27 protein-coding genes, 1 tRNA gene and 1 other RNA gene are annotated in these 23,443 nt (G+C 68.0%); 16 read left to right on the forward strand and 13 right to left on the reverse strand.

Annotated elements, in window-relative coordinates:
• The first annotated feature begins 23 nt into the window (after positions 1 to 23).
• Positions 24 to 1,013 (forward strand): glutathione S-transferase family protein, encoded by a 990-nt coding sequence (locus tag C8N44_RS09000; RefSeq protein WP_107975859.1) that lies wholly within the window; start codon positions 24 to 26, stop codon positions 1,011 to 1,013.
• A gap of 3 nt (positions 1,014 to 1,016) precedes the next feature.
• On the opposite strand, the gene C8N44_RS09005 is transcribed toward C8N44_RS09000, so the two are convergent.
• Positions 1,017 to 1,379: a response regulator gene (locus tag C8N44_RS09005; RefSeq protein WP_107975860.1), complete on the reverse strand. Its 363-nt coding sequence runs from the start codon at positions 1,377 to 1,379 to the stop codon at positions 1,017 to 1,019.
• Between the two features lie 175 nt (positions 1,380 to 1,554).
• Between C8N44_RS09005 and C8N44_RS09010 the strand changes: the two genes are divergently transcribed.
• Complete coding sequence (locus C8N44_RS09010; protein WP_107975861.1) at positions 1,555 to 2,733, forward strand: lytic murein transglycosylase; 1,179 nt, start codon at positions 1,555 to 1,557, stop codon at positions 2,731 to 2,733.
• Between the two features lie 101 nt (positions 2,734 to 2,834).
• Here C8N44_RS09010 and C8N44_RS09015 read toward each other — a convergent pair whose 3' ends face one another.
• Complete coding sequence (locus tag C8N44_RS09015; RefSeq protein WP_107975862.1) at positions 2,835 to 3,263, reverse strand: phasin family protein; 429 nt, start codon at positions 3,261 to 3,263, stop codon at positions 2,835 to 2,837.
• Between the two features lie 334 nt (positions 3,264 to 3,597).
• Here C8N44_RS09015 and choX point away from each other — a divergent pair, with 334 nt between their 5' ends.
• From choX to C8N44_RS09035, 4 genes are all read left to right on the forward strand, one after another.
• Positions 3,598 to 4,518 carry a choline ABC transporter substrate-binding protein gene (gene choX / locus C8N44_RS09020; RefSeq protein ID WP_107975863.1) on the forward strand — a complete coding sequence of 307 codons (921 nt, stop codon included), beginning with the start codon at positions 3,598 to 3,600 and terminating at the stop codon, positions 4,516 to 4,518.
• 181 nt (positions 4,519 to 4,699) lie between these two features.
• Complete coding sequence (choW, locus tag C8N44_RS09025; RefSeq protein ID WP_107975864.1) at positions 4,700 to 5,533, forward strand: choline ABC transporter permease subunit; 834 nt, start codon at positions 4,700 to 4,702, stop codon at positions 5,531 to 5,533.
• Positions 5,530 to 6,525: a choline ABC transporter ATP-binding protein gene (choV, locus tag C8N44_RS09030; RefSeq protein WP_107975865.1), complete on the forward strand. Its 996-nt coding sequence runs from the start codon at positions 5,530 to 5,532 to the stop codon at positions 6,523 to 6,525. Before choW ends, choV begins: the two co-directional genes overlap by 4 nt.
• A 305-nt stretch (positions 6,526 to 6,830) precedes the next feature.
• On the forward strand, positions 6,831 to 7,871 hold the full coding sequence (locus C8N44_RS09035) for an aldo/keto reductase (protein WP_107975866.1): 1,041 nt from the start codon (positions 6,831 to 6,833) through the stop codon (positions 7,869 to 7,871).
• 562 nt (positions 7,872 to 8,433) lie between these two features.
• Here the strand turns inward: C8N44_RS09035 and dtd are convergent.
• From dtd to C8N44_RS09055, 4 genes are read right to left on the reverse strand one after another with little or no spacing between them, the layout of a single operon-like run.
• Complete coding sequence (gene dtd, locus C8N44_RS09040; protein ID WP_107975867.1) at positions 8,434 to 8,877, reverse strand: D-aminoacyl-tRNA deacylase; 444 nt, start codon at positions 8,875 to 8,877, stop codon at positions 8,434 to 8,436.
• A complete protein-coding gene (locus tag C8N44_RS09045) occupies positions 8,874 to 9,773 on the reverse strand; it encodes a carbohydrate kinase family protein (RefSeq protein ID WP_107975868.1) in 900 nt (299 codons plus the stop codon). The genes dtd and C8N44_RS09045 overlap by 4 nt, the downstream gene beginning before the upstream one ends.
• Positions 9,774 to 9,792: 19 nt before the next feature.
• Complete coding sequence (locus C8N44_RS09050; RefSeq protein WP_107975869.1) at positions 9,793 to 10,467, reverse strand: glutathione S-transferase family protein; 675 nt, start codon at positions 10,465 to 10,467, stop codon at positions 9,793 to 9,795.
• A gap of 12 nt (positions 10,468 to 10,479) precedes the next feature.
• Positions 10,480 to 11,565 (reverse strand): TFIIB-type zinc finger domain-containing protein, encoded by a 1,086-nt coding sequence (locus C8N44_RS09055; protein WP_107975870.1) that lies wholly within the window; start codon positions 11,563 to 11,565, stop codon positions 10,480 to 10,482.
• Positions 11,566 to 11,707: 142 nt separating this feature from the next.
• On the opposite strand from C8N44_RS09055, the gene C8N44_RS09060 reads away from it, so the two are divergent.
• From C8N44_RS09060 to C8N44_RS09080, 5 genes are all read left to right on the forward strand, one after another.
• The gene (locus tag C8N44_RS09060) at positions 11,708 to 12,055 is read left to right on the forward strand and encodes a hypothetical protein (protein ID WP_107975871.1); all 348 of its coding nucleotides are present in this window, start codon (positions 11,708 to 11,710) and stop codon (positions 12,053 to 12,055) included.
• Positions 12,056 to 12,135: 80 nt separating this feature from the next.
• Complete coding sequence (gene ribB / locus C8N44_RS09065; protein WP_107975872.1) at positions 12,136 to 13,266, forward strand: 3,4-dihydroxy-2-butanone-4-phosphate synthase; 1,131 nt, start codon at positions 12,136 to 12,138, stop codon at positions 13,264 to 13,266.
• The gene (locus tag C8N44_RS09070) at positions 13,266 to 13,802 is read left to right on the forward strand and encodes a 6,7-dimethyl-8-ribityllumazine synthase (protein WP_107975873.1); all 537 of its coding nucleotides are present in this window, start codon (positions 13,266 to 13,268) and stop codon (positions 13,800 to 13,802) included. Before ribB ends, C8N44_RS09070 begins: the two co-directional genes overlap by 1 nt.
• Positions 13,802 to 14,302 (forward strand): transcription antitermination factor NusB, encoded by a 501-nt coding sequence (gene nusB, locus C8N44_RS09075; RefSeq protein WP_170121075.1) that lies wholly within the window; start codon positions 13,802 to 13,804, stop codon positions 14,300 to 14,302. Before C8N44_RS09070 ends, nusB begins: the two co-directional genes overlap by 1 nt.
• Positions 14,303 to 14,478: 176 nt before the next feature.
• Positions 14,479 to 14,826 carry a hypothetical protein gene (locus C8N44_RS09080; RefSeq protein WP_107975874.1) on the forward strand — a complete coding sequence of 116 codons (348 nt, stop codon included), beginning with the start codon at positions 14,479 to 14,481 and terminating at the stop codon, positions 14,824 to 14,826.
• A gap of 44 nt (positions 14,827 to 14,870) precedes the next feature.
• On the opposite strand, the gene ssrS is transcribed toward C8N44_RS09080, so the two are convergent.
• The 3 genes from ssrS to C8N44_RS09090 form a co-directional block, all read right to left on the reverse strand.
• Positions 14,871 to 15,027, reverse strand: a non-coding RNA gene (gene ssrS / locus C8N44_RS24175) — 6S RNA.
• A 44-nt stretch (positions 15,028 to 15,071) separates the two neighbouring features.
• Complete coding sequence (locus tag C8N44_RS09085) at positions 15,072 to 15,797, reverse strand: COG3904 family protein (RefSeq protein WP_188758687.1); 726 nt, start codon at positions 15,795 to 15,797, stop codon at positions 15,072 to 15,074.
• Between the two features lie 77 nt (positions 15,798 to 15,874).
• Positions 15,875 to 17,236, reverse strand: coding sequence for a hypothetical protein (locus C8N44_RS09090; protein WP_244641044.1), 1,362 nt, complete (start codon positions 17,234 to 17,236; stop codon positions 15,875 to 15,877).
• Between the two features lie 88 nt (positions 17,237 to 17,324).
• Between C8N44_RS09090 and C8N44_RS09095 the strand changes: the two genes are divergently transcribed.
• Entirely contained in the window at positions 17,325 to 17,810 is a 486-nt protein-coding gene (locus C8N44_RS09095) for an MmcB family DNA repair protein (RefSeq protein WP_244641043.1), read from the forward strand.
• A gap of 91 nt (positions 17,811 to 17,901) precedes the next feature.
• Here the strand turns inward: C8N44_RS09095 and C8N44_RS09100 are convergent, their stop codons facing one another.
• Positions 17,902 to 18,093, reverse strand: coding sequence for a DUF6324 family protein (locus C8N44_RS09100; protein ID WP_107975876.1), 192 nt, complete (start codon positions 18,091 to 18,093; stop codon positions 17,902 to 17,904).
• 172 nt (positions 18,094 to 18,265) lie between these two features.
• Between C8N44_RS09100 and C8N44_RS09105 the strand changes: the two genes are divergently transcribed.
• Positions 18,266 to 18,342 (forward strand) — tRNA-His (locus C8N44_RS09105).
• A 49-nt stretch (positions 18,343 to 18,391) separates the two neighbouring features.
• Here C8N44_RS09105 and C8N44_RS09110 read toward each other — a convergent pair.
• A complete protein-coding gene (locus tag C8N44_RS09110; RefSeq protein ID WP_107975877.1) occupies positions 18,392 to 18,706 on the reverse strand; it encodes a DUF6476 family protein in 315 nt (104 codons plus the stop codon).
• On the opposite strand from C8N44_RS09110, the gene C8N44_RS09115 reads away from it, so the two are divergent.
• On the forward strand, positions 18,705 to 19,733 hold the full coding sequence (locus tag C8N44_RS09115) for an RluA family pseudouridine synthase (protein WP_107975878.1): 1,029 nt from the start codon (positions 18,705 to 18,707) through the stop codon (positions 19,731 to 19,733). The two genes, C8N44_RS09110 and C8N44_RS09115, sit on opposite strands and share 2 nt — an antisense overlap.
• Before the next feature lie 20 nt (positions 19,734 to 19,753).
• Here the strand turns inward: C8N44_RS09115 and C8N44_RS09120 are convergent, their stop codons facing one another.
• On the reverse strand, positions 19,754 to 21,277 hold the full coding sequence (locus C8N44_RS09120) for an ArnT family glycosyltransferase (RefSeq protein WP_107975879.1): 1,524 nt from the start codon (positions 21,275 to 21,277) through the stop codon (positions 19,754 to 19,756).
• Between the two features lie 132 nt (positions 21,278 to 21,409).
• On the opposite strand from C8N44_RS09120, the gene C8N44_RS09125 reads away from it, so the two are divergent.
• The gene (locus tag C8N44_RS09125; protein WP_107975880.1) at positions 21,410 to 22,192 is read left to right on the forward strand and encodes a glycosyltransferase family 2 protein; all 783 of its coding nucleotides are present in this window, start codon (positions 21,410 to 21,412) and stop codon (positions 22,190 to 22,192) included.
• Entirely contained in the window at positions 22,185 to 22,493 is a 309-nt protein-coding gene (locus tag C8N44_RS09130) for a lipid-A-disaccharide synthase N-terminal domain-containing protein (protein WP_107975881.1), read from the forward strand. The genes C8N44_RS09125 and C8N44_RS09130 overlap by 8 nt, the downstream gene beginning before the upstream one ends.
• Here C8N44_RS09130 and C8N44_RS09135 read toward each other — a convergent pair.
• Entirely contained in the window at positions 22,442 to 23,293 is an 852-nt protein-coding gene (locus C8N44_RS09135; RefSeq protein ID WP_158274026.1) for an alpha/beta fold hydrolase, read from the reverse strand. The two genes, C8N44_RS09130 and C8N44_RS09135, sit on opposite strands and share 52 nt — an antisense overlap.
• Positions 23,294 to 23,443 lie beyond the last annotated feature (150 nt).

Genomic DNA, 23,443 nt, shown 5'->3' on the forward strand with positions numbered 1-23,443 from the left:
GGAGAGGCACCAGGAGAGGCACCATGGGTCAGCTCGTCAACGGCAAGTGGGAAAAGGGATCGATCACGTCCCGCAACGAAGGCGGGGCCTTTGTGCGCTCGGACACGGGCTTCCGCAACTGGATCACCGCCGACGGCAGCGCCGGGCCCACCGGCGAAGGCGGCTTCCGCGCCGAGCCCGACCGCTACCATCTTTATGTCAGCTATGCCTGTCCCTGGGCGCACCGGGCGTTGGTCTTCCGCAAGCTCAAGGGGTTGGATGACCTGATCGGCGTCAGCGTGGTGCATCCCGACATGCTCGACGAGGGCTGGACCTTCGGTACGGATTTCGACGGGGCGACGGGTGACCGCCTGTACGGCCTGCCCTACCTGCGCGACATCTACACCAAGGCCGATCCGCAGGTCTCGGGCAAGGTCACGGTGCCGGTGCTCTGGGACCGCAAGCGCGAGACGATGGTGTCGAACGAGAGCGCCGAGATCATCCGCATGTTCAACAGCGCCTTCGACGAGATCACCGGCAACCACGACGACTACTGGCCGCAATACCTGCGCGAGGACATCGAGCCGGTGAACGCGCGGATCTACGACACGGTCAACAACGGGGTCTACAAGGCCGGCTTCGCCACCACGCAAGATGCCTACGAGGAGGCGGTCTTCCCGCTGTTCGAGACGCTCGACTGGCTGGAGGAGCGGCTCTCGGGCAACCGCTACCTCATGGGCGACCGCGTGACCGAGGCCGACTGGCGGCTCTTCACCACGCTGATCCGCTTCGACAAGGTCTACCACGGCCACTTCAAGTGCAATCGCAACCGGATCGTCGATTTCCCCGCGCTCTGGGGCTACCTGCGCGAGCTCTACCAGTGGCTCGGCGTGGCCGAGACCGTGCATTTCGGCCATATCGTGCGCCACTACCACTACAGCCACGAGACGGTGAATCCCAACCGGATCGTCCCCATCGGCCCGGTGCTCGACCTCATGGCGCCGCACGGACGCGACAGGCTCGACGCCGCCTGAAGATCAATGCGGGCGAGCGTAATGCTCCACCATGGCCGACAGGTCCTCGGGCGGGGTCGCCCGGGGCAGGTAGGCGCAGGCATTGGCGAAGAGCGAAAAGATCGACCCGTCCGAGAAGAACGTGGTATTGGTGACGAAGATGATCCGCGTGGCCGCGTCACGGTAGGCCACGTAATCGGCCACCGCAAAGGCGCTGCCCTCCTCGAGCACGAGATCGAGGATGACGACGTCGAAATGCTCGCTCTCGAGATGCGCGACCGCCTCGGCCTCGCCGGTCGCACAGACGACACCGGCGCCCATCCGGTCAAGATGGCGGCTCCAGAGGTCGGCCAGCGCTTTGCGGCTCTCGATGATGAGTACGTCCATGCGGCATGTCCTTGTGAAAGCGCCGGACCGTCGATCGAAGTTCTGGGTCATCTTCCTCAATATTTGGTTAATTTTGTCTTACTGCGCCCCGGGGCCGGCAAGGAATCGCAAACCATGTCCGGTTGCGGAGACGTGATTGCCTGCTACCTTTGTCGCCAAACAGGCGGAGAGACCCATGTTCACAAGACCAGCGATCCTTGCCCTCGTCCTGGGCGCCACGGCCGCTCAGGCGCAGTCGGTGCCCTGCGGGGGCAGCTTCTCCGGCTTCGTTTCCGACCTGCAGCAGGAAGCCGTGCGCCGGGGCCATGACCCGCAGGCCGCCGCGCGCTTCTTCGGCCAGGTCTCGCTGGATCAGTCGGTGCTGCGCGCCGACCGCCAGCAGGGTATCTTCCAGGATCCCTTCATCATCTTCTCGCGCAAGCTCATCAGCCAGAGCCGCCTCGACCGCGGCCGCCAGATGGCGCAGCGCTACGACAGCGTCTTCGACCGGATCGAACGCCAGTACGGCATCTCGCGCGGCGTGCTGCTGGCCTTCTGGGCCTTCGAGACCGACTACGGCGCGGTGCAGGGCGACTTCAACACCGCCAACGCCCTGGTGACGCTGGCCCATGACTGCCGCCGCCCGCAGATCTTCCGCCCGCAGGTCTTCGCCGCGCTCGAGCTCTTTGAACGGGGCGATTTCGACCCGGCGACCACCTCCGGCGCCTGGGCGGGCGAGATCGGCATGGTGCAGATGCTGCCCAAGGACATCATCGAGAACGGCGTCGACGGCGACGGCGACGGGCATGTGACGCTCAAGACCTCGGCCCCTGATGCGCTGATGTCCGGGGCCAGCATGCTCTCCAGCCTCGGCTGGCGGCACGGCGAGCCCTGGCTCCAAGAGGTGCAGCTGCCGCAGAACTTCGACTGGTACCAGACCGGCGTGCACGAAACCAAAAGCGTGGCCGAGTGGGAGCGCATGGGCGTGCGTGCGCGCAGCGGGCGTCTGGACGACGGGCGCCTGCAGGCCTCGATCATCATCCCGCAGGGCCGCAACGGCCCGGCCTTCATCGCCTACCCGAACTTCCGCGTCTTCTTCGAGTGGAACCAGAGCTTCACCTACGTGCTGACCGCGGCCTATTTCGCCACGCGGCTCGAAGGGGCGCCGGTCTATGACGCGGGCAACCCCGAGCCGGGTCTCTCGGGCAACCAGATGCAGCAGCTCCAGCGTAAGCTGCAGGCGCGCGGCTACGACGTGGGCGGCGCCGACGGCATCCTCGGGGCCGGTACGCGCGACGCCGTGCGCGAGGTGCAGCGCCAGCTCGGCATGCCCGCCGACGCGTGGCCCACGCCGCAGCTTCTCAACCGGCTCTGAACGCGAGCCGGGGCGGGCGATCCGTCCCGCGCGCCAGACATGAAAACGGCGGGCCCGAAGGGACCCGCCGTCTTTCATTCTGGCCTTTAGACGCTCTCGCCTCAGGCGGCCTTCTTGGCAGCCGAGGTCGCCTTGTCGGCGGCGCTCTGCGCGGTGGACTGTGCCTTCTGGCTCATGTCCTCACCGGCCTTGGTAGCCAGTTCGCGCGCCTCTGCGCCGGTTTTCTGGCCGACCTCGGACATGGTCTGAGCGGTGCGCATGAACAGGTCCATCTGCTTCTGCGCGAAATCGCTGAAGGCCTTGCCGTAGTCGGCGGGCTCGTTGCGGACCTTGGTGACCTCGCGAAGGTTCGAGAACGCTTCCTTGGCGGTCTCGCTTGCGATGTCGGTCGACTGGCTCGCGGCGTCGGTGGTCAGCGCCATCATGCGCTCGCTGTTCTGGGCCCATGTCTTGAAGACGTCCTGGTAGCCTTGCGGGTCGAACAGGGACTGCATGTCGGCCATTGCGGATTTGGTGTTCTGCTTGGTCATGTCGGGTCTCCTTTCAAAGAAGATCGGGTGTCTCTCGCGCTGTCCCGCGCTACTGACCGGAAAATAATGCTGCAGTGCAGCATTTCGACCCCCGGGAAGCAACACACCTCCGAAATTCCTGCTCTCGGCACGGGCAGGTCGCAAACCCTCCCCGGTGGGGCCCGATGCCGGGGTCTGTCCGGCCCCGGTCTCTGGTCCCGCATCACCCGGACACACGCGGGGCGTGTCAGGCGCCCCCGATGGGTCATCCCCATGGCAGTCCGGTTGCAAACTGGCGGGTTTCCGCGTTCACTGCGCGCCAAACCGACAGCGACAACAAGATAGGGAGACTGCCATGACCATGACCCGCATCATCGCGGCGACGCTCGCCATGTCCGGCACCGCCGCCTACGCCGATTGCGAGACCATTACCTTCTCCGACGTGGGCTGGACCGACATCACGGCCACCACCGCCGCAACCACCAAGGTGCTCGACGCGCTGGGTTACGACACCGAGATCGAGGTGCTCTCGGTGCCGGTGACCTACCGCGCCATGGCCGACGGCGACGTCGACGTCTTCCTCGGCAACTGGATGCCCACGATGGAGGCCGACATCGCGCCGTACCGCGAGGACGGCAGCGTCGAGACCGTGCGCGCCAACCTCGAAGGGGCCAAGTACACGCTGGCCACCAACGCCGCGGGCGCCGAGGCGGGCATCGCCGACTTCTCGGACATCGTCGATCACGCCGACGCGCTGGACGAGACCATCTACGGCATCGAACCCGGCAACGACGGCAACCGGCTCATCATGGACATGATCGAGGCCGACGCCTTCGGCCTGTCGGACTTCGACATCCGCGAAAGCTCCGAACAGGGCATGCTGGCGCAGGTCGGCCGTGCCTCGGACCGGGACGAACCCATCGTCTTCCTCGCGTGGGAGCCGCACCCGATGAACGCCAACTACGACCTCACCTACCTGACCGGCGGTGACGAGTGGTTCGGTCCCAACCTCGGCGGCGCGACGGTCTACACCAACACCTCCGCCGGCTTCGTCGAGGAATGCCCGAACGTCGGCACCCTGCTGCAGAACCTCGAGTTCTCGCTCGAGATGGAGAACCAGATCATGGGCTCCATCCTCGACGACGGCATGGACCCGGACGAGGCGGCGGCCGCCTGGCTCTCCGAGAACACCGGCGTGCTCGATGGCTGGCTCGACGGCGTGACCACCAAGGACGGTGGCGACGCGAAAGAGGCCGTCATGGCCGCGCTCGAGTAAGGGTTTCAGGGCAGGGCGCGGGGGGTTCCCCGTGCCCGCCTCCGGCCTTCTCCGGGCGAGACCCGATCAGGGACATTCCTAATGATTGGTGAATCCGTCTCTGTAACCCATTGATTTTTCATGTCGCGAAAGATGTCCCGGCCCGGGACATCCCGTGCGGCCCTGCAAAGGACCGGCCTCGATGCTCGACTGGCTGACCGAATACAAGCTCCCCGTGGGCGACGTGGCCGAGGCCGTCTTCGACTGGCTGCAGGCCAACGGCGGCTGGTTCTTCGACGGCCTGGCGCTGGCCATGGAATGGCTGATCGACTGGATCCTCTTCCTCTTCCAGGCGCCCCATCCCTTCATCGTCGTCGCCATCCTCACCGCCGCCACCTGGGCGCTGCACCGCAACTGGCAGGTGCCAGCCCTTGTCGCCGCCGGCTTCCTCTTCGTGCTCAACCAGGGCTACTGGGAGGAAACCTCCGAAAGCCTCACGCTGGTCCTCTCGGCCTGCGTGGTCTGCATGGGGGTGGGGGTCCCCATCGGCATCGCCGCCGCCCACCGCCCCGCCCTCTACCGCTGGCTGAGGCCGGTGCTCGACCTGATGCAGACCCTGCCCACCTTCGTCTACCTCATCCCCGCCATCGTCTTCTTCGGCATCGGCATGGTCCCGGGCCTGATCGCCACGGTCATCTTCGTAGTGCCCGCCCCGATCCGCCTGACCCACCTCGGCATCTCCTCGACGCCGACCTCGCTGATCGAGGCCGCCGACGCCTTCGGCGCGACCCCCTCGCAGAAGCTCTGGAAGGTCGAGTTGCCCTCGGCCCTGCCGCAGATCATGGCGGGCCTGAACCAGACCATCATGCTCTCGCTCTCCATGGTCGTCATCGCCGCCCTCGTGGGCGCCGACGGCCTCGGCGTGCCGGTGGTCCGGGCCCTCAACCGCGTCGACACCGGCCTCGGCTTCGAGGCGGGGCTCATCATCGTCGTCGTCGCCATCCTTCTCGACCGCGCCCTGAGGATCGACAAATGAGTGCCGTGACCTTCGACAACGTCTCGATCATGTTCGGCGACGCCCCCGAGAAAGCGCTGCCGCTCGCCGATCAGGGCCAGAGCCGGGCCGAGATCCAGCAGGCCACCGACCAGGTCCTCGGCGTCCACGATGCCTCCCTCGAGGTCGAGGAGGGCGAGACGCTGGTGCTCATGGGCCTCTCCGGCTCGGGTAAGTCGACACTCCTGAGGGCCGTGAACGGCCTCAACCCGGTCGTCCGCGGCCGGGTGCTGGTCAAGGACGGCGAGGAGCAGGTCGACGTCACCGCCTGCTCCGCCACCCGCCTGCGAAAGCTGCGGCAGAACCGCGTGGCCATGGTCTTCCAGCAGTTCGGCCTGCTGCCCTGGCGGACGGTCTCGGAAAATGTCGGCTTCGGGCTGGAACTGGCCGGGGCCGAGGACCGCCGCGAGCGCGTCGCCCGGCAGCTGAATCTCGTGGGCCTCGACGGCTGGGGGGAGCGCAAGGTGGGCGAGCTTTCGGGGGGCATGCAGCAGCGGGTGGGCCTCGCCCGCGCCTTCGCCACGGACGCGCCGATCCTGCTCATGGACGAGCCCTTCAGCGCGCTCGACCCGCTGATCCGGACCCGGTTGCAGGACGAGCTGATCCAGCTTCAGGATGAACTCAAACGGACCATCATCTTCGTCAGCCACGATCTCGACGAGGCCTTCAAGATCGGTGCCCGCATCGCCATCATGGAGGGCGGGCGGATCGTGCAGTGCGGCACCCCGCGCGAGATCTTCTCGAACCCCGCCTCGGACTACGTGGCCGACTTCGTGGCCAACATGAACCCGCTCGGCGTGCTGACCGCCCGCGACGTTCTGGAACCCGGCGAGGGGGAGCGGTCCATCGCGGCGGAGACCCCCATCCGGGAGGTCATGCCCCTCTTGCGCGAGGGGCCGCTGAGCGTGATGGAGGGCGATCACCACCTCGGGCGGGTGACGGCCCAGAGCGTGGTCGAGAGGCTGTCTGCCTGAGCTTCTTCTTGGGAGAAATACTCCGGGGGTGAACCGGCCCGAAGGGGCGGGAGGGGGCAGAGCCCCCTTCGATTTTCCCGGAGGGATAATCGCTCCCCAAGGGTGTCCCGGGCCGGGACATTCGCGCACCCCAGTAAAATCAATGGCTTAATAACTCTGCTTAACCAGATCTTAGGAATGTCCCGCGGGATGGGCCCGTGAGATGCGCTGCGCAGGGACCTCGTGCAAGGAGGCACCAAGGGTGCTCTTGGCACCGCCGCAAAGGTGCCTATGCTGCGCGCGCAAACGAACAGGGGAACGCGACGATGCAGATGCGGAAACTGGGCTGGACCGACCTTCAGGTCTCGGAACTGTGCCTCGGCACGATGACCTACGGCAACCAGACCCCGCCCGAGGATGCCTACGCCCAGATCGAGATGGCGCAGGCGGCGGGCATCAACTTCATGGATGCCGCCGAGATGTACCCGGTGAACCCGGTGCGCAAAGAGACCATCGGCCTGACGGAGCAGATCCTCGGCGACTGGTTCGAGAAGAGCGGGAAGCGCAACGACTGGATCCTCGCCACCAAGCAGGCCGGTGTCGGCTCGCTCTGGCGCGAGGGCACGGCGATCAGCTCCGAGACCATCCCGCAGGCGATCGAGGGATCGCTGAAGCGGCTCAAGACCGACGTGATCGACCTCTACCAGTTCCACTGGCCGAACCGGGGCAGCTACCACTTCCGCCAGAACTGGCGCTACGATCCGGCGGGGCAGGACAAGGCCGCCAACCTGCAGCACATGCAGGATGCGCTGGGCGCGCTTCAGCGCGAAGTCGAGCGGGGCACGATCCGCTATTTCGGCCTGTCGAACGATACCGCCTGGGGCACGGCGCAATGGGCGCGCATGGCCGAGGAGACCGGCGGCCCGCGCGTGGTGTCGGTGCAGAACGAGTATTCGCTGATGTACCGGCTGGCCGACACGGACCTTGCCGAGGCGCTCATCAACGAGCAGGTCGGCCTGCTGCCCTTCTCGCCGCTGGCCTGCGGGTTGCTGACGGGCAAGTACCAGGGCGGCGCGCTGCCCGAGGGATCGCGCATGGCGATCAACGGCGATCTCGGCGGGCGCAAGTATCCCCGCGCCTTCGAGGCGGTGGACGCCTACCTGAAGGTGGCCGAGGACTTCGGGCTGGATCCGGTGCACATGGCGCTCGCGTGGTCGGCGCGGCGGTCCTTCGTGTCCTCGTCGATCTTCGGGGCGACCACCGTGGCGCAGCTCGAGCGGTCGCTCGGAGCGGCGGACGTGACGCTGAGCGAGGAGCTTCTGGAGAAGCTCGACGAGGTGCACCGGGCCCATCCGCTGCCCTACTGAGGGTCGCGGCCGAGCTACCCCGTCCCACTGCCTGCCCCCTCCCTAGCCCTCCCCCTGGCAGGGGGAGGGGATGTGTTGCGCTTGGCGGCTGGTGGGGGGGCTGTTTTCCGAGCGTGCCTGGTCTCCGACCCTTCCTCGCTGAAATCATGCCCCCGGCATGATTTCCGGGCGCTCGGAAGCCCTCACCCTAACCCTCTCCCCCAAGGGGAGAGGGGACCTGTTGCGCCTGGGGTTGGTGGGGCGCTGAGCCGGGCGGGCGCCGGACCGTGGTTTGGCGCTGCGACCTTCGGGGTGGGTGTTTTATGTTGGCCAGATCCGGATGACATCTGATCGACATGCTTTAATTGCCAAAGCGCCAGACCGTCACGCCGGAGGCGTGCCGACAGGATAGTCGGCGCACCTCTGGTGCGACGGGACGGTCCGGCGCTCGCCCGGCGGGCCTTCGGCCCTTGTCCCGCTCGGTTGGGTCTTGCGCAGCTAGTGCGGCGTGATCAAAGCTCGGGAAGGCCACCGCGAGCGGCTGCGATGCGCGGCTCGGTGCGAGTGCGTATCGGTCTGCCCCTCAGGCCTCGGTGTCCATCCAGATGGTCACGGGGCCGTCGTTGACGAGGCTCACCTGCATGTCGGCGCCGAAGCGGCCCGTGGCCACGGGCACGCCCTGCGCCTGCAGTTGCGCCGCGAAATACTCGTAGAGCCTCTCGCCCTCGTCCGGGGGCGCTGCGGTGGAAAAGCCGGGGCGGTTGCCGCTGCGTGTGTCGGCGGCGAGCGTGAACTGGCTGACCACCAGCGCGCCGCCCTCGGTATCGAGCAGCGAGCGGTTCATGCGGCCCGCGTCATCCTTGAAGATGCGCAGCTTGGCGATCTTGGCGGCGAGCTTGTCGGCCTGCGCCTGCGTGTCGCCCTGCATGGCGCAGATCAGCACGAGCACGCCGGGGCCGGTTTCGCCCAGCGTGGCGCCCGAGACCTCGACCCGGGCCTGCGAGACGCGCTGGATGAGCGCCCTCACAGTTCGCTCTCCCACGGGGGATTGGCGCCGGCGCGGCTGACGGTGACGGCGGCGGCGCGGGTGCCGAGGGCGGCTGCGGTCTCCAGCACCTCCATCTTGGCCATGCGCAGCGCGCCGCGCGTCAGGATCCCCTCGCGCGAAAGGCCCGCGAGGAAGCCGCCGTTGAAGGTGTCGCCCGCGCCCACGGTGTCGACGACGGTGACGGGGTGGGCGTCGGCGTGGCCGTCGGACTTGGGCGTGACGATGTCGACACCCTCGGCGCCGCGGGTGACCAGCACCACGGTGGTGCCGCGCGCGATGAGATCCTGCGGCGTGGTGCCGAGCCAGTCCATGTCCTCGTCCGAGAGCTTGACGATGTCGGCGCGGGCGAGGATGCGGTCGAGCCTTGCGCGGAAGGTGGCCTCGTCCCGGATGAAGCCGGGGCGGATGTTGGGATCGACCATGACGATGCGGTCGCCGGCCCGTTCGGCCAGCGCGGCGTAGGTGTCGGCCCCCGGTTCGGCGGCGAGGCTGATGCCGCCGAGGAAGAGCGTGGTGATCTCCTCGCCAAGCTCGGGCAGGTCATCCTCGGTCAGCATGCGCCCGGCGGTGTTCTCGTCGTAGAAGGCGTAGCGGGCCTGGCCGTCGGTGAGGGTGACGAAGGCGAGCGTGGTGGGCCGGTCGCTGCGGTCGGCGTGGGTGTAGTCGACGTTGGAGGCGGTCATGGCGCGGGCCAGCACGTCGCCGAAGAGGTCGGTGGAGAGCCCGCCGAACCAGCCCACCGGCGCGCCGAGGCGGCCGAGCGCGATGGCGGTGTTGAAGACCGCGCCGCCCGCGAGGGGGGCGAAGGCGGGGTCGCCCTGTGCGGTTTCGCGGGGCAGCATGTCGATCAGGGCTTCGCCGCAGCAGAGGATCATGGTCCGGGTCCTTGGGTCGTCACTTTGCCTTGCCATAGCGGTAAGCGCCGCCGCGGTCGAGCGCCCGCTGGTAGGCCGGGCGCGCGCGCATGGTTTCGAGCCACTTGTCGAGCGCGGGCGTGGGCGTCCGGCCCGGGATGCGGGACAGGCCCGCCTCGACCGGGAAGCTCATCATCACGTCGGCGGCGGTGAAGGCGGGCCCGGCGAAGAAGCCGTCGCGTTCCAGTTCCGCCTCCCAGAAGGCGCGGTGGTCCTTCAGCTGCGGGTCGAGGAAGGTCTCGTCCATGCCCTGGGCGATCTTGCGGCCGAGCGGGCGCAGGAGGGCGGGCAGGCGCGCGGGCATGGCGGAGAAGACGAGCTTCATGACCAGCAGCGGCATGGCCGAGCCCTCGGCGTAGTGCAGCCAGTAGGCGTGGCGCAGGGCGGCGTCGGTGCCGGGGGTGGGGTGGAGCGCGTGGTCGGGGTCGAAGCGGGCGAGCAGGTACTCGGTGATGGCGCCGCTTTCGGCGATGACGCGGTTGTCGTGCTCGATCACCGGGCTCTTGCCGAGGGGGTGGATGTCCTTGAGCGCGCGGGGCGCGCGCATGTCGGGGCGGCGATGGTAGGTGACCACCTCGTAGTCCTGGCCCAGCTCCTCGAGCAGCCAGAGGATGCGCTGGGCGCGGGAATCGTCGAGGTAGTGTACGCGGATCATCCGGGGGCCTTTCTATTGGCTCTGTGCCGCGATGTAGCCCACCACGGCGGCGAGCAAGGCCCCCACCGCCACGGCAAGCGCGATCTTCCAGGCCGACCAGGGCCGTTCGCCCTGCACGCGGCCGGTGCGGCCGTTGACGACGAAGCGGTAGGTGTCGCCGCGGTACTTGTAGGCGGCCATCCAGACCGGCAGCAGGACGTGCTTGAAGGTGACGGCGCTGACCGAGGTGTCGATGCGGTGGATGCGCTGGCGGTCGCCGCCGATGTCGAACTTCACGTCGCGCTCGATCACGCGGTCCATCTTGTGGCGGGCCTCGGTGTAGCCGTCGGAAAGTTCGATCTGATAGCCCTCGGCGCGGAAACCGGCGAGGTATTCCGGGTGGTAGGGCTCCAGCGCGGCGAGGTCCCAGGGTTCGAGCGCGTCGGTGAATTTCTTGGGCAGCGAGCGCGAGGCCAGCACCAGCACGTCGTCGAAGAAGCGCGAGACGCGGCCCGAGGCATGGCGCCAGCGGATCTTCTGGACGCGCACCGTCTGTCGCTTGCCGTCGCGCATGACGGTGCGGGTGGTGTAGTAAACGGTGCCGCGCTCGCCGGCATAGTCAGAGGCGGTCTGCGCGTCGAAGGTCCAGTAGGGCACGTAGATGCCCTGCATCTTCCGGCCGCGGCGGGCGTAGTCCTTGAGGCCGTTCGGCGCGAACCAGAGCCGGCCCAGCCAGTCCTTCATCGCCGCATGCGCCGCCGGTTCGTCCAGCGCGAAGGGCAGCAGCGCCCGGGGCTTGATATGGCGGTGCGTACCCGTGTCCGTGACCACCGGCGTGGCGCAGTAGGGGCATTCGGCGGCGTGACTGTCGGGATCGAACTCGATCTGTGCCGCGCAGTTGGGGCAGGTCGAGACGCGCGTTTCTTCCATCTCCTGCTGCGGAAGCTGGCTGTCGAGTGCGGCGCGGAAGTCGAGTTCGCGGATGCCGCCTTCCCAGGGGCTGGGCGGGGAAACCTCGGCCTCGGCACCGCAGTGGTCGCAGACCAGTCGCCCGCGTGCCGGATCGAACCGGTAGTCGGCGCCGCACTGGTCGCAGGGAAAGCGGTGTTCGTCTGTCATGGGGCCCTCGTGGAACGCGGGCGCCACCCTATCCAAGCGGGCGCGGAAGGGAAGAGGGCCGCGGCGGTCCGTCCCGGCAGGCCCGCGCCGGCTTGCACCCCGCAAGAGAGGTGCCGATATCGGGGGCAAATCCGGAGACCACATGCCCCAGACCACCAAGATCGCCACCTGCACCTATTGCGGCACGCGCGCCGCGCTCGTGCTGAAGGGCGCCACCCGGCACGAACTGGCCTGCCAGGCCTGCGGGGCGCCGCTGCATGACCTCAAGCGCCTGCCCGAGGGCCGCGTCGACGCGGAAGCGCATCGCCCGCCCCGGAAGGGCAAGAAGGGCAAGCGCAAGGGATCGGTGCCCGTGCCGCCCTGGGGCGCATGGGAGGAACCGCTGAAGCAGATGTCGAAGGGGAAGACGCGGAAGAAGAAGCGGAAGAAAACGCTCGGCCGCCGGATGCTCGGCGAGGCATTCGACCTCATCGAGGACATCTTCGACTGATCCGCGGCGTCGCGCGGCGCATCGCCTCTGGCCATCCGGGCCCTGCTGGCTTATTTCGCCCACAGATGCGCGAGGCCCTCATGACTCAACACTACGAAACACCCGGACCCGTCGAAAGCAACTGGCGCGATGCGATCTCCTCGATCGAGGAGATCATCGAGGATGCCCGCAACGGCCGGATGTTCATCCTTGTCGATCACGAGGACCGCGAGAACGAGGGCGACCTCGTCATTCCCGCGCAATGGGCCACGCCGGACGCCATCAACTTCATGGCGCTCTACGGCCGCGGGCTGATCTGCCTGGCACTCACCGGCGGTCGGATCGAGGAACTGGGCCTGCAGCTCATGTCCACGAACAACTCCTCGCGCCATGAGACCGCCTTTACCACCTCGATCGAGGCGCGCGAGGGCGTGACGACGGGCATTTCCGCCGCCGACCGCGCGCGCACCGTGCAGGTGGCCATCGATGCCTCCAAGGGCGCGGGCGACATCGCCACGCCGGGCCACGTCTTTCCGCTGCGCGCCCGCGACGGCGGCGTGCTGGTGCGGGCCGGCCATACCGAGGCCGCGGTGGACGTGTCGCGGCTGGCGGGCCTGAACCCCTCGGGCGTGATCTGCGAGATCATGAACGACGACGGCAGCATGGCGCGCCTTCCCGAACTCGTGGCCTTCGCGCAGCGCCACGGGATCAAGATCGGCACCATCTCGGACCTGATCGGTTACCGCCGCCGCCACGACAACCTCGTCCGCGTGCGCACCGAAGAGGTCATCGCCTCGGAGTTCGGCGGCGACTGGAACATGCGGATCTACACCGACGAGACCCACGGAGACGAACATATCGTCCTCTCCAAGGGCGATCTGACCACCGAAGACCCGGTGCTGGTGCGGATGCACGCCATGGACCCGATGCTCGACATCATCGGCACCGGCCCCGGTGGCCGCGCCGACGAGTTCCGCGACGCCATGCGTGCCGTGGCCGAGGAGGGCCGGGGTGTGGTGGTCCTGCTGCGCGACACCGACATGAAGCTCGACGTCCACGACGAGGTCAGCCCCCGCACGCTGCGCCAGTACGGGCTCGGCGCGCAGATCCTGTCCTCGCTGGGCCTGTCGGAGCTGATCCTTCTCACCAATTCGCCGACCCCCCGCGTGGTGGGCCTCGAGGCCTACGGGCTCGAGATCGTCGGCACCCGCAAGATATCGGAGCTTGGCTGATGGCCTCGAACGAAACCCACTATTCCCTGCCGCGCGCCAGCTTCGACGATCCGGTCAAGCTGCTGATCGTGGTGGCGCCCTACTACAAGGACATCGCCGACCAGCTTGTCGCCGGCGCGATTGCCGAGGTCGAGGCCGCGGGCGGCTTTCACGAAACCATCGAGGTGCCCGGCGCGCTGGAGATCCCCAGCGCCATCGGCATAGCCGGGCGCATGGCGGAGTTCGACGGCTACGTGGCGCTGGGCTGCGTGATCCGCGGCGAGACCACCCATTACGAGACCGTCTGCAACGACAGCTCGCGCGGGCTGACGCTGCTGGGCCTGCAGGGGCTCTGCATCGGTAACGGGATCCTCACGGTCGAGAATTACGATCAGGCTGCGGTGCGGGCCGAGGCCGCGGGCCAGAACAAGGGCGGAGGTGCCGCCGCGGCGGCCCTGCACCTCGTGGCGCTCACGCGGCGCTGGGGCAGCGCCCGCAAGGGCGTCGGCTTCAAACCCGCGCGCGAGGACGAGATCGCCGGAGGTCAGGCAGGCTGATGAGTGACGAACAGGCCCCCAGGGACATGCCCGAACCCTCGGGCAACCAGAAGCGCCGGATGAAAAGCGCCTCGCGGCTCTACGCGGTGCAGGCGCTCTTCCAGATGGAGCATTCCGGCACCACCGCGGACAAGGTCAAGCGCGAGTTCCTCGACTTCCGCTTCGGCGCCGAGATCGCCGAGGGCGAGGAGATGATCGACGGCGACATCGACCTCTTCACCGCCATCCTGAACGAGGCCGTGAACTGGCAGGCGCGCATCGACCAGATGACCGACCGCGCCATCGTCGCCAAGTGGCAGATCGCCCGCATCGACCCGACGCTGCGCGCGCTCTTCCGCGCCGCGGGCGCCGAACTGGTGGCGCTCGACACGCCGCCCAAGGTCGCCATCGTCGAATACGTGGGCGTCGCTCAGGCCTTCTTCCCGGAAGGCAAGGAATCGAAATTCGTCAACGCCGTGCTCGACCACATGGCCCGCGAGGCGCGCCCCGAGGCCTTCTGAACCCCGGCTCGCGCTTCTTTTCGCGGAAAATACCTCGGGGGAGTCCCGCAGGGACGGGGGCAGAGCCCCCGCCCACGCCGGCCATTCCCGCGTGACGCTGCGGATTGCGACATCGGCGTGGCTTGACCTTCCCGCGCGTCATCGTATCTTGATAGGTGAATGCAAAGGAGCACGCCATGCCCTCCCTCATCCGCCTCTATATCCGCCAGGTCATCGCCGGTTTCGCGATCTCGGCCGCCTTCGTCGCGGCGCTCCTGTGGTTCGACGTCGCGAACCTCTGGCACTTGGTGACGCATTCCGACGTGGGGCTGCTGGCGGTCTTCCTGTTGTGGCTCTTCAACGGGATCGTCTTCGCGGGCGTGCAGTTCGGGATCACCATCATGCGCATGGCCGACGACACCGACCAGGGCGGCGGCCGCCGGGATGCCATCCCGGCGCAGGGCATGGTGCCCGACTACGTCGCGATCCCGGTCCGCGCGGACGAGCCGCGCCGCCGCGACCAGCTCCAGCGCCGCCGTCACTGACGGCGGCCCTCGGGCCGGAAAACTTCAGGTATTTCAGGGAAGTGGCGGGAACCACCGCAACCGTGTGGGTAGCGCATTCCCGAGGACCTGTTCTTACAGGTGGGCGCCAGGTAACGAGGCCAGGACCACGTCAGAGCCAGCTCCCTCGGATTTGCTTAAGGCCACCGGAATGTACCCGTCTCACGGGAAGGGCAGAACCCGCCACTGCGCGAGATATGCCGCCACCCCGGGCCTGACAAGGGGCATCATCCCTCGGGCTCGATGAAACCGTAACGCTCCAGTTCCTCGGGGACGAGTACGTAGATCTCGTCGGGGGGCGTGGTGAGCGCGTGGCGCATGACCAGCGGGTCGATTCCCATCTCGTCGAGGTAGGTCATGACCTCGCCTTGGCCGAACTGGATGTCCTCGACGGCGGTGAAGGCGGGCAGGAGGGTGTTCTCCCCGAAATAGTGCTGGTGCACCCCGACCGAGGCGTCGTCGTCGATGTCGCGCGTTACCCCGCCCGCCAGCAGGTAGGGGCAGGCCGAATAGCAGAATTCGCCCGACAGCATCCGCGTCTCGATGCCCTGCGCGCGCAGGACGCGCCCCAGCGCCAGCGCGTCGCGGACTGAGCCGCCGGGGCTTTGCAGGATCAGCGCCTCGATGGGCGTTTCGCTTTCGGCGATGCGGTCCGCGATCCGGTCGCCGTCGCCCTCGGAAATCGCCCCTTCCAGCCGCCAGGTGGTGCCCTCTTCCTGCGTCAGCGTCAGCCGCGTCGGCAGGTCGCCCGGATCGCGGGCGGGTTTCACGTAGGGCCGGTCCCGGTCTGGATCGAAGACCCGGCGCTGGTCGCCGGGGCGCACGGGCTCGGAGGTGCGTGGCACATCCGGGCCGAAGCTGGGCAGGCGGAAGCTGCCCTGCATGTCGCCGACGATCAGCAGCCCGCCCAGCACGAGCTGAAAGGCCAGCACCCCACCCAGCGTGCGCGCCACGGCGTTGCGCGGGGCGGGGCGGGGTTGGGACCATGATGACGTATCCGCCGGTGCCGCGTTTTTGCGCCGCCAAAGCATCAGCCGTGCCTCGTCACGGGCCGGACGTTGTCGCCCTCGCGTGGCTCATGGTCCTCGTCCGAGGTTTCCGTCTCGGGCGGCGCGGTTTCTTCCTGCGCAGGCGAAGGGTCCGTGGTGCCGTCGGGCGGCCTGCGCGCCTCGCCCATGGTGCCCTCGACATCGCGCAGGGCGGTGACGGCGGCGCGCAGCTCGGCGAGCGTCATGGTGTCCTCGATGCCAGATCCCTCGCGTCCCTGACGGATGGCCGACTGCGTGACTGCCACGATGAAGACCAGCACCGCCGGCAGCAGGTCGATGGCGATGGCGCCCGCCCAGGAGGGCACGAAGTTGCGCGCGTAGAGGATCACCGCGTCGGCGGCCGAGATCGGCGTGTAGGTGACCTCTTCGGCGGCGGGCATGGACATGACCTCCTGCGCCGCGGTTTCCAGCGTCTCGGCCCGCTGGCCCAGCACCTCGAGCACCGAGGTGATCGTCGCCGATTGGTTGGAGCGGTTCTGCTCGGTCGAGGCGTCGAGTTCGGGCAGGACGACGGAGCGGGCGAGATCCTGCGCGGCGCGTTCGACCAGCGGCGCCACGGAAAGCTGCCGAAGCTGGGTGATGAGCCCCTGCAGCCGCACGGCGGATTCGGAGAATTCGACCGAGCGCGCCTCGACCGGGCCCTGTTCGACGGTGAGCGCGCGCATGCGCGACAGGATCTGGTTGCCCTCGTCGAAGGCCTGATCTATCAGCGGCGTCTGCGCGGCGATCTGGTCCTCGATGGCGGCGAGTTCGTCGGACTTCTGGCGCAGCACGCGGAAGACGGCGCCGCGCCCGGCGAGACCCGAGAGCGAACCCTGCGCCTCCTGCTCGGAGAGATCCTCGAAGCTCTGGCGCACGCGCGCGACATCGCGTTCCAGCGACTGCGCCGAGAGTGCGATTTCGTGCGAGCGTTCGAGGCTCGACTGGTAGTCCTGCACCGTCTCGGCCAAGTGTTGTTCCACCGCGGCCGAGCCCGCGAGCGCCGCGGCGTTGAGCCAGGACGACATGGCCACGATGGCGAGCGACCCGAGCCCCATGGCGGCGAAGAGGCCCGCGCGCGAAGCGGCGCTGCGCACGGCGGGGAAGAGCCGCATGAGGTACGACCAGAAGACGAAGATCCCCACCGAGACGGCGGTCGAATAGGCGATGGCGGCAAAGACGGACATGGCGCCGTTGTCGTCGAGCAGCGACGAGACGCCGAGGTAGGTGTAGATCCCCGAGGCGACCGAGAGCACGCCGAGGGCGGTGCCGGTGAAGGTTTCGAGCCACGTGAGGTGATTTTCGAGTTCGCGCGCGTGGCGCACGCCGCGTGCCTCGGCGCGGCTCTGATGGGGCTGGGGCATGTGCTCTCCTGTCGGGACCCCGTGAAATCTAGGTGTGAGAGCGGCACCTGCAAAGGTCGGGTATCGCGGGGTTGCGCCTGTTCACGTAATGTTCGATATTTCGGACATGCCGATCGAGAGCCTCAGATCCGAAGAGCGCCTGATGATGCCGGGCCAGTTGCTGGCCCGCGGCGTCTGTCGCCACCTAGCCAGCCACGGCTTTTCCGTGATCGAGGAATTCACGCCCGAACGGGGCAAGCGGCTGGACGTGATGGCGCTGGGGCCCAAGGGGCAGCTCTGGGTGATCGAATGCAAGTCGAGCCGTGTGGATTTCACCTCGGACGCGAAATGGCCGGGCTACCTCGAATGGGGGGACCGCTATTTCTGGGCGGTGGACCAGGATTTTCCGACCGAGCTTTTGCCCGATGACACGGGGCTGATCCTGGCCGACGGCTATGACGCCGAGATCCTGCGCATGGGGCCGGAGACCAGGCTGGCGGGGGCGCGGCGCAACGCCGTCATCCGGCGTTTCGCCGCGCATGCTGCCCGGCGGCTGCAGGCCCTGCGCGACCCGGAGGCGGGGCTCGAGGGCTGAGCGGTGGGAAGAGGGGGCTCTGCCCCCGTCCCTGCGGGACTCCCCCGGAATATTTTTGCCAAGAAGAAGCGCCGGGGGTGCGAGGCCGTTTCTAGCGGCGCTTGGCCCGGCGGGCGGCCTGGGCCGCGGCGCGGATTTCCTCGGCGATTTCCTCGGCTTCCTCGGGCTCGAAATCCATCGGGATTTCGAGGCCTTCGCCCGCCACGAAGAGCCGGACCATGCCCTGGTCGGTGGGGCCGATCTGCAGGTTCGCCTCGATGTCGCTTTCGTCGTTGATGCCCATGGCCCTTGTCCTCTGCACCTTGTGGAAGGCGTCGCTTAGCGCCTTGCCCCCGGGGTTACAAGTTTTGCGCCGCAGCGGCGGTTCCGCAAGCGTGCCGGGGGCAAAAACCGCGCCCCGCGGGGCATCGGGGGGCTTGCAATCGTGATCCGGCGGGGCTATTTCGCCGCGCAGTGCCGCCTTAGCTCAGTAGGTTAGAGCGCTTGATTGTGGATCAAGAGGTCTCCCGTTCGAACCGGGAAGGCGGTACCATTCTATTCCTCAGGTCGGATATCAGGGATCGCGCTTCGGAGGGCGCCGGTCAGTCGTGTTCGATGCTGATGCGCTGGCGCAGCTTGCCGCTGTCGCGGGCGAAGATCAGGATCTCGTTTCCTTCGGTCACCACGGCATACCAGTCGGGGCCTTGCGTGAAGGCGCTGGCCTCTTCGCCCGAGGGCAGGGTGATGACGGGGGGCAGGGGCGCGCGGGTCGTGCGGTAGCGGATGACAAGCATGACCAGGATCATTAGAACGCCGGCGATCATGACGGTGGTGAGCAATGTCACCAGCCGGCGCAGGAAACGCAGCATGGCGGGATCGGGGTAGTCCCCGGGGTCCTGCGGATCGGGAGCGGACATGGACGAGATCCTTCGGGTCATCATCGCGGCGGACCCGCCGCCGCGCCTTGATAAGGCGCTCGCCCGCGATGTGCCAGAGGCCGCGGCGCTGTCGCGCACGCGGCTGGCGCGGCTTATCGCCGAGGGCGCGGTGACGCGGGGCGGCGAGGTGTTGTCCAACCCCAAGGGGGCCGTCGTCGAGGGCGACGCGATCGAGATCGCGGTGCCGCAGGCGCAGGATTATGACGTGGTGGCGCAGGACATCCCGCTCGAGGTGGTCTTCGAAGACGAGGACCTTGTGGTGGTGAACAAGCCCGCGGGCATGGTGGTGCACCCGGCGCCGGGCACGCCCGACGGCACGCTGGTCAACGCGCTGCTGCATCATTTCGGCGGTGATCTGTCCGGGGTGGGCGGTGAGAAGCGGCCCGGGATCGTGCACCGGATCGACAAGGACACCAGCGGGTTGCTGGTGGTGGCCAAGTCGGACCGGGCGCACCACGGGCTTGCCAAGCAGTTCGAGAAGCACACGGTGCGGCGCGCCTACCGGGCGCTGGTGCACGGGGTGCCCGATGTGGCCGACCCGCGCCTGCGGGGCGTGCGGGGCGTCGCGGTGGAGCCGGGCGAGGTGGTGCGTGTGACCTCGGGGCTGGCGCGGCACAAGACCGAGCGGCAGCGGCAGGCGGTGTTCTTCGACGGGCAGGGGCGGCATGCCATCACGCGGGCGCGCGTTCTGGAGTCCTTCGGCAGCCCGGCGTGTCTGGCGCTGGTGGAATGCCGGCTGGAGACCGGGCGGACGCACCAGATCCGGGTGCACATGGCCCATATCGGCCACGGGCTTGTCGGCGATCCGGTCTACGGCGGGCGGCGCAAGCTGCCGGTGCGCGCGGTGCCGGAGGAGGCGGACGCGCTGGTGCGGGGCTTCGACCGGCAGGCGCTGCACGCGGCGGAGCTTGGCTTCGATCACCCTGTGAGCGGCGAGGAGATGCTTTTCGAAGCGCCGCTGCCCGCTGACATGAGCGCCCTGCTGGAGGCGCTGCGGGCGGGCTGAAGCGCCCGCAGCCTGCCCGTTCAGTCAGGGTCGGGGATGTAGCCCTCGGCGGTCCAGAACACCATGTCGGCGCCCGGAACGGGCTCGGCCTGCAGCCCCGCGAGATGGGGGGCGAGCCGTTCCAGGCCGTCGGGGTGGCAAATGCCGCGCATCGGCCCGCGGTAGTCCTCGGCCACACGGTCGAGTGCCCAGCCCAGGTCGGGTTCGCGCAGGAAGGCGTAGGGACGGCTGTTCGAAGAGAAATGCGTGATGGCGCCGGGGGGCACTCGAGGTGTCCTCGAGAAGCCACAGAAGACCAGCATCTCGTCCTCCTGAAGCTCTGCTCCGAGGCGCTCCAGAATCGGCTCCAGAGGCACGCCGTAGCGATCTTCGCTGCGGTAGGGGGCGTCGAAAACCTCGGGCCGCAGGGGGCCGCCCGCCAGCGCCATGAGCACGACGGCCGCCCCGAGGCCGAGCCAGGGCGCGGGACGCAGCAGCATCAGCACGGCCGCAAGCGATGCCATGAGCAGCGGGACCATGATCAGGGAGTAGCGCGGGTAGACGTCGCCCGAGGCCAGGAACATGCCCAGCACGAAGATCAGCGTGATCCCCGGGACCACGATGAGCGTGGGGCGCCGGGTGACGAAGGGCAGCAGGCAGACCGAGATCAGCGCGGGGACGCGAAGCCAGCCCTCGCCGTCGAGGATCAGCCAGAGAAACTCGGCAATGCCACGACCGCTTGCGCCGGGGGTGAAACGCTCGAACATCTCGTTTTCGACGCTGCCGTTGATCTCGGTGCCGGCGGTGAATCGAAAGGACTGCAGGAACTGCCAGGAAAAGCCCAGGATGATGGCCAGGAACAGGGCGCGCCGGAAGGCCCGCGTGCGCCAGATGTCCCGCGCGCGCAGCTCTTGCCAGCGCGGCGCGATCCAGTGCGAGAGCGCGAGGATCAGTGGCGCGAACATCATGAAGAAGAGCGGCGTGGGCGCCTTTTGCAGACCGGCGAGGAAGACGGCGCCGGCGAGCCCGTACCAGTAGCGGGGGGAGTCGAGCGCCTTCAGCAGGAAGGCGAAGCCGAGACTGGTGAAGAGCATCGCGCCGGAATCGAGCATGGCCGAGCGCGCGTAGTCCCAGAACTGCCAGGAGCAGGACATGAGCGCGACGGCGAGGGGCATCGCCCAGGGCCGCGCGGGGGCGAGGATGCGCGCGATCCAGGCGGTGACGCCGAGCACGCCGAGCGCGAAGATCATCGAGGGAATGCGAAGTGCGACACCGGGCGCTACGCCCCATTCCATCAAGAGCCCGCCCATCCAGTATTGCAGCGGGGGCTTCTTCAGCGTGGGGGCGTTGCTCGTGTAGACGGCCCACCAGTCGTCGAAGCGGGCGAAGGCCGCACTGCGTTCGAGCGTGTAGTATTCATCGTACCGCGAGAAGTCGGCGAGCGCGAAGCCATTCAGGTGCCAGATCCAGAAAATCGCTATCAAAAGCAAGGTCAGGGCGATGGGTGCCCACGCCAAGGCCATCGGCGAGGCTTCGCGAGCGCCATGCCGCAGGTCAGCATTCATGGTTGCTTCCCCTCGGGAATTGACTCATAGGACGGCCAGTTTCGACGGCTGCACCGGTGTCTGCTCGTGCCGCGCGGTGCACCGCACCGACATCCGCTTTCCGGTCCAGCTTGAACACGAAGGGAAAGCCCGATGCAACATACTCGGCAGGAAATCGGTCCCCGCTCGCCAGTCGCGCCCGGCACGCCCCAGGTCTCGGTGGTCATTCCGATGCATGACGAGGAAGGCGCTGTCGCGGACCTGATTTCCGGGATCGCCGAGGCCGCCGCAGGGCTCTCCGATTTCGAGATCATCGCTGTCGATGACGGATCAAGCGACCGCACCTTCGAGCAGCTTGTCGCTGCCCGTGCGACGGTGCCGCAATTGCGCATCCTGCGCCATTCCAGCGCCGGCGGTCAGAGCGCTGCGGTGCATTCCGGCGTCCGCGCCGCGCGCGCGGCGATCTGTTGCACACTGGACGGCGACGGGCAGAACCCGCCCTCGGAACTGCCCAAGCTCTGGGAGCCGCTGCTTGCCGACGAAACCGGTCGCGTGGGCCTTGTCGCCGGGCAGCGGTTGAAGCGGCGCGACACCTTTTCCAAGCGCATGGGCTCGAAGTTCGCCAATGGCCTGCGCCGGCGAATCCTGAGCGACGGGACCAGCGACACGGGCTGCGGGCTCAAGGGGTTCCGGACCGAGGCCTTTCTTGCGCTGCCCTACTTCAACCACATGCACCGCTACCTGCCCGCGTTGTTCAAGGCCTACCGTTGGGAGGTGGTGCTGGTGGAAGTTGCCCATATGGAGCGGACCTCGGGGCGGTCCAAGTACACCAACTTCGGCCGCGCGGTCGCGGGCGTGGCCGACCTGATCGGGGTCTTCTGGCTGCTGCGGCGCGCGAAGTCCGTGAGTGCAGAGGAGACCGCGGCCGATGCTTGAGGCGATCCTGAACTTCCTGCACGTCGACGACTGGATCGAGGGGCTCTGGGTCATCGTGGGGCTTTGCGGGCAGCTTCTGTTCACCGCGCGCTTCCTGGTGCAGTGGCTCGCCTCCGAGAAGGCGCGCAAGTCGATCATCCCGGTCGCCTTCTGGTACTTTTCGATCGGTGGCGGGCTGATCCTGCTGTCCTACGCGATCTACCGACGGGATCCCGTCTTCATCCTCGGGCAGTCGCTTGGGGTCACGGTCTACCTGCGCAATCTGATGCTGATCCGGGGCGAGCGGCGCGATCCTTCGTGACCGCGCGCGGCCGTCAGGTGGCCGTGATAGCAGGAGGTTGCAGCAGGCGGCGCGGCAGATTGAGTCCCGTGCGCCAGCAGGTGATCGCCCGGGCAAAGAGCGCCGGGTCCTCGGCGCCCCAGCCGTAGCCATAGCCCTGCACGGTGCGGGCCTCGGAGCCGGGAATGCCGTCGCGAAAGGCGGTGAGGGCATTCAGGATGGCGGGATGTTCCTTTTTCCCCCGCGAGGAAGAGCGTCGGGGTCCGGACATGACAGAGCTCTTCACGGGCGTCGAACTCGAGCGCGCAGCGCGCCGCGCGCCACATGGTGCGGATCGAGGCATTGGGCCGGCCGTGGGCGTCGCTTGCCACGGCGAGGTTCATGAAACCCATGTCGCTGGCGGAACGCTCGCGCAGGCTGCGGAAGCTCATCAGGGCCGAGGTGGCGCGCATGGCGAGGCGCATGGCGGGACCCATCATCACCGGGCGGTCCTGGAGGCCGCTGAGCACCGCGCGGTTTGCGAGGTCGGGATGGCGGGCGAGGCAGCGGAAGCCCACGTAGGCACCCAGTGAGAGGCCGACGAGGGTGACGGCGCCGTCGTGGTGGGCGCGGATGCACTCAGCCACCTCGTCGGCGGCGGCGTCGAAGTCTTCGAGATCGGTGGCGCGGCTTTGCCCGTGGCCGGGCAGGTCGATTGCCGTGCAACGGCAATCGTTGAGCTGCGCGGCCACCTCGGCCCACATGCGGCAGTCGTAGCCGGCGCCATGAAGGAAGACCAGCGGCGGTCCTTCGCGAGAACCCAGTTCAACCTTGTGCAGCACTCGAAACCTCGCACCCGAAGGGCCACGCCAGGGCAGCATAGTGTGGCAGTGAACGGACGGGTCGAAGATTCAGGAGGCCGGGCCGCCGCGCGGGGTTGCGCGCCGGGTGGTCCGTCCTAGGCTGCCGTCCGTGTATTCCATAGGAGGAGC

It is taken from the genome of Allosediminivita pacifica (assembly GCF_003054175.1).
In the GTDB taxonomy this organism is placed as follows: Bacteria; Pseudomonadota; Alphaproteobacteria; order Rhodobacterales; family Rhodobacteraceae; genus Allosediminivita; species Allosediminivita pacifica.

What these genes read in the sequence shown, in the direction of transcription:
- C8N44_RS09000 (WP_107975859.1), top strand. Translation starts at nt 24, where the DNA reads ATGGGTCAGCTCGTCAACGGCAAGTGGGAAAAGGGATCGATCACGTCC.
- C8N44_RS09005 (WP_107975860.1), bottom strand. Translation starts at nt 1,379, where the DNA reads ATGGACGTACTCATCATCGAGAGCCGCAAAGCGCTGGCCGACCTCTGG.
- C8N44_RS09010 (WP_107975861.1), top strand. Translation starts at nt 1,555, where the DNA reads ATGTTCACAAGACCAGCGATCCTTGCCCTCGTCCTGGGCGCCACGGCC.
- C8N44_RS09015 (WP_107975862.1), bottom strand. Translation starts at nt 3,263, where the DNA reads ATGACCAAGCAGAACACCAAATCCGCAATGGCCGACATGCAGTCCCTG.
- choX (WP_107975863.1), top strand. Translation starts at nt 3,598, where the DNA reads ATGACCATGACCCGCATCATCGCGGCGACGCTCGCCATGTCCGGCACC.
- choW (WP_107975864.1), top strand. Translation starts at nt 4,700, where the DNA reads ATGCTCGACTGGCTGACCGAATACAAGCTCCCCGTGGGCGACGTGGCC.
- choV (WP_107975865.1), top strand. Translation starts at nt 5,530, where the DNA reads ATGAGTGCCGTGACCTTCGACAACGTCTCGATCATGTTCGGCGACGCC.
- C8N44_RS09035 (WP_107975866.1), top strand. Translation starts at nt 6,831, where the DNA reads ATGCAGATGCGGAAACTGGGCTGGACCGACCTTCAGGTCTCGGAACTG.
- C8N44_RS09045 (WP_107975868.1), bottom strand. Translation starts at nt 9,773, where the DNA reads ATGATCCTCTGCTGCGGCGAAGCCCTGATCGACATGCTGCCCCGCGAA.
- C8N44_RS09050 (WP_107975869.1), bottom strand. Translation starts at nt 10,467, where the DNA reads ATGATCCGCGTACACTACCTCGACGATTCCCGCGCCCAGCGCATCCTC.
- C8N44_RS09055 (WP_107975870.1), bottom strand. Translation starts at nt 11,565, where the DNA reads ATGACAGACGAACACCGCTTTCCCTGCGACCAGTGCGGCGCCGACTAC.
- C8N44_RS09060 (WP_107975871.1), top strand. Translation starts at nt 11,708, where the DNA reads ATGCCCCAGACCACCAAGATCGCCACCTGCACCTATTGCGGCACGCGC.
- ribB (WP_107975872.1), top strand. Translation starts at nt 12,136, where the DNA reads ATGACTCAACACTACGAAACACCCGGACCCGTCGAAAGCAACTGGCGC.
- C8N44_RS09070 (WP_107975873.1), top strand. Translation starts at nt 13,266, where the DNA reads ATGGCCTCGAACGAAACCCACTATTCCCTGCCGCGCGCCAGCTTCGAC.
- nusB (WP_170121075.1), top strand. Translation starts at nt 13,802, where the DNA reads ATGAGTGACGAACAGGCCCCCAGGGACATGCCCGAACCCTCGGGCAAC.
- C8N44_RS09080 (WP_107975874.1), top strand. Translation starts at nt 14,479, where the DNA reads ATGCCCTCCCTCATCCGCCTCTATATCCGCCAGGTCATCGCCGGTTTC.
- C8N44_RS09090 (WP_244641044.1), bottom strand. Translation starts at nt 17,236, where the DNA reads ATGCCCCAGCCCCATCAGAGCCGCGCCGAGGCACGCGGCGTGCGCCAC.
- C8N44_RS09095 (WP_244641043.1), top strand. Translation starts at nt 17,325, where the DNA reads ATGTTCGATATTTCGGACATGCCGATCGAGAGCCTCAGATCCGAAGAG.
- C8N44_RS09100 (WP_107975876.1), bottom strand. Translation starts at nt 18,093, where the DNA reads ATGGGCATCAACGACGAAAGCGACATCGAGGCGAACCTGCAGATCGGC.
- C8N44_RS09115 (WP_107975878.1), top strand. Translation starts at nt 18,705, where the DNA reads ATGGACGAGATCCTTCGGGTCATCATCGCGGCGGACCCGCCGCCGCGC.
- C8N44_RS09110 (WP_107975877.1), bottom strand. Translation starts at nt 18,706, where the DNA reads ATGTCCGCTCCCGATCCGCAGGACCCCGGGGACTACCCCGATCCCGCC.
- C8N44_RS09120 (WP_107975879.1), bottom strand. Translation starts at nt 21,277, where the DNA reads ATGAATGCTGACCTGCGGCATGGCGCTCGCGAAGCCTCGCCGATGGCC.
- C8N44_RS09125 (WP_107975880.1), top strand. Translation starts at nt 21,410, where the DNA reads ATGCAACATACTCGGCAGGAAATCGGTCCCCGCTCGCCAGTCGCGCCC.
- C8N44_RS09130 (WP_107975881.1), top strand. Translation starts at nt 22,185, where the DNA reads ATGCTTGAGGCGATCCTGAACTTCCTGCACGTCGACGACTGGATCGAG.